This is a genomic window from Arthrobacter sp. 05L45_2, from assembly GCF_056397525.1.
This window is the reverse complement of sequence record NZ_JBFTNO010000228.1, coordinates 1-4896: the sequence shown is the minus strand read 5'-3', so window position 1 is coordinate 4896 and position 4896 is coordinate 1. Positions and strand designations below refer to the sequence as shown.

The window sequence follows — 4896 nt, the reverse complement described above, 5'->3', positions numbered from 1 at the left end:
GGCCACTCCTGTCCGCGGTCGGCGAAGCCGCGGACACCGCCGCGGGCCGGCACGTCCCGCTGCTGGTTAAGATCGCCCCGGACCTCAGCGACGAGGACATCGACGACGTCGCCCGGCTGGCGCTGGACCTGAAGCTCGACGGCATCATTGCCACCAACACCACCATCGGCCGCACCGGGCTCGTCTCCAGCCCGGACACTGTCGAGGCGTGCGGCGCCGGCGGCCTGTCCGGTGCTCCGCTCCGTCAGCGGTCTCTTGAGGTCCTGGCCCGGCTGAAAGCCGCCACCGGCGGTGCCCTTACCCTGGTGTCGGTGGGCGGCGTGGAGTCCGCCCAGGACGTCCGCGACCGGATCGACGCCGGCGCAACGCTGGTGCAGGGCTACACGGCCTTCCTCTACGAGGGCCCCTTCTGGGCTGCGCGGATCAACCGGGACCTCGCGAAGCAGGCCGCCCGACGCTGACCGGACGCGGCTCCGGAAAGAGTCCGCGGGCGCCCGTCAGACACAAAAAGGCCCCCGGCAGTCCAACTGCCGGGGGCCTTTTGACGGCTGAATTAGGCGGGGAACTCGCCGCGCTTGACCTGCGGCTTGGGGAGCCGCAGGCGGCGGAACTGCAGGGAGCGCATGGAGCCGTACCAGACGGTGCCGCGCTCCACCTCGCCGAACTTCTCGGCCAGGCGCTTCTTCAGCTTGCGGGAGAGGATAAAGACATCCACGAACACGGCCAGGAACATGACCCAGAATCCGCCCAGGACGTAGATCATCTGGTCGCTGCTGGCCGGAACCAGCAGGGAGATGATCACAAAGAGCAACGCGCCGAACATCAGGTACTCGCCGAGGCTGAAACGGGCGTCCACGTAATCGCGGGCAAAGCGCTTCTGCGGTCCCTTGTCGCGAAGCGGCAGGAACTTCTCATCACCGGTGTCCATGGCCTGGCGCATCTTGAGCCGCTGGTCCGCAATGGCGGTGCGTTCTGCAGCCTTGGAGGCCTTGCGATCTTCCGGAACCAGGGGCCGCTTGCGGGCGGCGACCTGGGCGCTGCGCTTAGGCGTTGGGGCTCCCTTGCCGATGGCGGCGTCCCGGGCTGCTGCCTCGGCCACCTGCTGGTCAACTACGTCCTGCGCCGAGGGCGCTTCCTTTTTACGTCCAAACACCCCTACAGAATACCCTGCGGGCACCGGGGCGAGGCCCAGGCCACACCCGGCCGCCCGTTTGCTGTAACAGGAGGCACGGTAGTGTTTTGGCCATGACTTCATCACCCGCGGGGAACCCGCAGACCCCAGCCGGCGGCGCCATCGATGCCGACGCCCTCCGCCAGGCCGTTACCGAATCCTTTGACACCACTGTCGAACAGCTCAAGCAGCTTGTGGCCATCCCCGGCATCGCCTGGCCCAGCTTCGACCCGGCACCGCTGAACGCCAGCGCCGACGCCGTCGCCGAATTGGTGCGGGCCACCGGGTTCGACGACGTCCGGGTGCTGCGATGCGACAAGGAAGACGGCACCCCTGGCGGTCCCGCCGTCGTCGCCCGCCGTGCTGCCGCGGCCGGCAAGCCGACCATCCTGCTCTACGCCCACCATGACGTGCAGCCGACCGGCGACCTGGCCCTCTGGGAGACCGAACCCTTCACCGCAGTCGAGCGCGACGGCCGCCTCTATGGCCGCGGTGCGGCCGATGACAAGGCCGGCATCCTGGCCCACGTGGCCGCCTACTCCGCCGTCACACGCGTGCTGGGCGAGGAACTGGGCCTGGGCGTGACCTTCTTCTTTGAAGGCGAGGAAGAAGCCGGTTCGCCGACCTTCCGTTCGTTCCTTGAAACGCACAAGGAACTGCTGCGCTCGGACGTGATCGTCGTTGCCGACTCATCGAACTGGAAGGTCGGCATCCCGGCACTCACCACCAGCCTCCGGGGCCTGGTCGACGGCACCATCGAGGTTAAGGTCCTTGACCACGCCGTCCACTCCGGCATGTTCGGCGGCCCCGTGCTGGACGCCCCCACCCTGCTGGCCCGGCTGATCGCCACCCTGCACGACGACGAAGGCAGCGTCGCGATCGACGGCCTGGTCAGCCGCGACGACGTAACTGTCGACCTCACCGAAGAGGAGTACCGCAAGGACGCCTCCGTGCTCGACGGCGTTAAGCTCGCCGGCACCGGAACCATCGCGTCGCGGATGTGGACCAAGCCCGCGCTGTCCATCATCGGTTTCGACGCACCCGCCGTGGACGTTGCCTCCAACACGCTGCTGCCGCGCGCCCGCGCCAAGTTCAGCCTGCGGCTCGCCCCGGGGCAGAACCCGGCCGAAGCCATGAACGCCGTCCGCCGCCACGTCGAATCCCACGCACCGTTCGGAGCCGAGGTGGTCTTCACCCCGGGGGAGAGCGGCAACGCGTTCCTCACGGACACCACGTCCACCGCGGCCAGCATGGCCATGTGGGCCCTCGGCGAGGCATGGGGCGTTCCGGCCGTCGAGACCGGCATTGGCGGTTCCATTCCCTTCATCGCGGACCTCACCGAGCTGTACCCGGACGTGCAGATCCTCGTCACCGGCGTCGAGGACCCCGACTCGCGGGCGCACAGCGCCAACGAATCGCTGCACCTCGAGGACTTCCGGAACGCCATCGTCGCGGAAGCGCTGCTCCTGGCCCGGTTGAACGCTGACGGCCTCGCCTGAGGCCCGCGGCCCCACACCGCTTCCGGGGAACATCCAGCCGGCGGTGAGGGTTACGTCAGGAGTTAGAGCTACACGTCTGATCGACGTAGCATGTAGCTATAGCCCATACCGTTTAAGTAGGGGCGGGCACCGCGCAGGCGGAGCCGCCACGACCGTCGTAAGAAGGTAGGCCATGAGCACTACAACCAATGAAAACAGCGCCGACACCACCGTCCAGGCGGACCAGGACCTGGCCAGCCACGAGGTCCAGCTGACCGACGTGGCCGCCGGCAAGGTCCGCAGCCTGCTGGAACAGGAAGGCCGCACTGATCTTCGGCTCCGCGTTGCCGTGCAGCCGGGCGGTTGTTCCGGCCTGATCTACCAGCTCTACTTCGACGAGCGCCTCCTCGAGGGCGACGCCGTACGCGACTACGACGGCGTCGAAGTCGTTGTCGACAAGATGAGCGTGCCCTACCTGAGCGGTGCCAGCATCGACTTCGAGGACACCATCTCCAAGCAGGGCTTCACCATTGATAACCCCAATGCGGGCGGGTCCTGCGCCTGCGGAGACTCCTTCCACTAAGGGCTAAGGCCGGGCCATGGGCCCGGCCTTAGCGCCGTCCGGGGGAGGGTCACCGGAATCGCCGAAAACTCCACGGAGGCACGGCGCGGACATGTGGGCGAAAACTCGCGGGGAGCGGTAAGCTCTACACCGAGTAGTAAAACTTTTAGTGTGCCCGGAACGCYKACGGCGGCCGGGCGACAGCAACAAGTAGGAAGGGCCGTCTGTGAGTTCGCAGAACCGAACCGGCAGCCGACGCAAACAGATCACTACGATCACTGGCTTGGCACTAGCCGGCGCGTTGGCATTGACTGGATGTTCACCAGAGGTACAGAAAGGGTGGCTGCCCACTGAGCGTGGCACCACCAACCACACTGACCGCATCATGGACCTCTGGGTCAACTCATGGATTGCCGCGCTGGTCGTCGGCATCATCACCTGGGGCCTGATGATCTGGTGCATCGTGGCGTACCGGCGCCGGAAGGGCACCGTCGGCTTCCCCCGGCAGAACAGCTTCAACCTTCCCCTCGAGGTCTTCTACCTGACGATCCCGCTCTTTATGGTCCTGGTGTTCTTCTACTTCACCGACCGTGACCAGCAGGCGATCGACAACCGTGACCAGCCGGCCGACGTCGTCGTCGACGCCCGCGCCAAGCAGTGGGCCTGGGACTTCAACTACAAGAAGGGCGACGTCGTCACCGGCGACGTCCACGAGGCCGGCGTCCAGGCACACCTCACCGGCAATGATGTCGACAAGGAAAAGCTGCCGACGCTCTACCTCCCCGTCAACAAGTCCGTTGACCTGGAGCTGAACGCCCGCGACGTCATCCACTCCTTCTGGGTACCCGCCTTCCTGCAGAAGCGCGACATGATCCCCGGCAAGACCAACTACATCCGGTTCACCCCCACTAAAGAGGGAACCTACGACGGCAAGTGCGCCGAACTCTGTGGTGAGTACCACTCCGAAATGCTGTTCCGCGTGAAGGTCGTCTCCGAGACGGAGTTCAAGGCCCACCTTGACCAGCTCCGCCAGGCCGGCAACACCGGACTGCTCGGCGAAGAGTACGACCGCAACCCGGCCCCGACCRAGAACAAGTAAGGGGAGCGCGACGTGGCTACGACCTACTCTCAGCCCTCCGGGATCCTTGAGGCTCCCGTAGTACCCAAATCCAAGGGGCGCATCGTCGTCAACTGGATCACCTCCACCGACCACAAGACCATCGGGTACATGTACCTGATCGCGTCCTTCGTGTTCTTCTGCTTCGGCGGCGTTATGGCACTGCTGATCCGTGCCGAGCTGTTCGAACCCGGCATGCAGATCCTGCAGACCAAAGAGCAGTACAACCAGCTCTTCACCATGCACGGCACCGTAATGCTCCTGATGTTCGCGACGCCGCTGTTCGCAGGCTTCGCCAACGTGATCATGCCCCTGCAGATCGGCGCTCCCGACGTCGCCTTCCCGCGACTGAACGCGCTGGCCTTCTGGTTCTTCCTCTTTGGTTCCACCATCGCGGTCTCCGGCTTCATCACCCCGCAGGGTGCAGCCTCGTTCGGCTGGTTCGCGTATGCGCCGCTGTCCAACACCACCTTCAGCCCCGGCGTCGGCGGTGACCTCTGGGTCTTCGGCCTGGCGCTCTCCGGCTTCGGCACCATCCTCGGCGCGGTGAACTTCATCACCACGATCA

General features: G+C 65.9%; 6 protein-coding genes. 5 read left to right on the top strand and 1 reads right to left on the bottom strand.

What is annotated here, in order from left to right:
- Positions 1-461, top strand: a 461-nt coding sequence (locus AC1DHD_RS14390) for a dihydroorotate dehydrogenase (RefSeq protein WP_476880365.1), incomplete at its 5' end; no start/stop codon positions are given.
- Between the two features lie 92 nt (positions 462-553).
- Here the strand turns inward: AC1DHD_RS14390 and AC1DHD_RS14385 are convergent.
- Positions 554-1153 carry a DUF3043 domain-containing protein gene (locus AC1DHD_RS14385; protein ID WP_476880364.1) on the bottom strand — a complete coding sequence of 200 codons (600 nt, stop codon included), beginning with the start codon at positions 1151-1153 and terminating at the stop codon, positions 554-556.
- Positions 1154-1245: 92 nt separating this feature from the next.
- Between AC1DHD_RS14385 and AC1DHD_RS14380 the strand changes: the two genes are divergently transcribed.
- The 4 genes from AC1DHD_RS14380 to AC1DHD_RS14365 form a co-directional block, all read left to right on the top strand.
- On the top strand, positions 1246-2670 hold the full coding sequence (locus AC1DHD_RS14380; protein WP_476880363.1) for a M20/M25/M40 family metallo-hydrolase: 1425 nt from the start codon (positions 1246-1248) through the stop codon (positions 2668-2670).
- A 172-nt stretch (positions 2671-2842) separates the two neighbouring features.
- The gene (locus AC1DHD_RS14375; protein ID WP_476880362.1) at positions 2843-3232 is read left to right on the top strand and encodes a HesB/IscA family protein; all 390 of its coding nucleotides are present in this window, start codon (positions 2843-2845) and stop codon (positions 3230-3232) included.
- A gap of 205 nt (positions 3233-3437) precedes the next feature.
- Positions 3438-4310: an aa3-type cytochrome oxidase subunit II gene (ctaC, locus tag AC1DHD_RS14370; RefSeq protein ID WP_476880361.1), complete on the top strand. Its 873-nt coding sequence runs from the start codon at positions 3438-3440 to the stop codon at positions 4308-4310.
- Positions 4311-4322: 12 nt separating this feature from the next.
- Positions 4323-4896 (top strand): cbb3-type cytochrome c oxidase subunit I (locus AC1DHD_RS14365; protein WP_476880360.1); only part of this gene is annotated, 574 nt, incomplete at its 3' end.

Excerpts from the sequence above, each read along its gene's own strand:
- AC1DHD_RS14380 (WP_476880363.1), top strand. The coding sequence starts at position 1,246 with ATGACTTCATCACCCGCGGGGAACCCGCAGACCCCAGCCGGCGGCGCC.
- AC1DHD_RS14375 (WP_476880362.1), top strand. The coding sequence starts at position 2,843 with ATGAGCACTACAACCAATGAAAACAGCGCCGACACCACCGTCCAGGCG.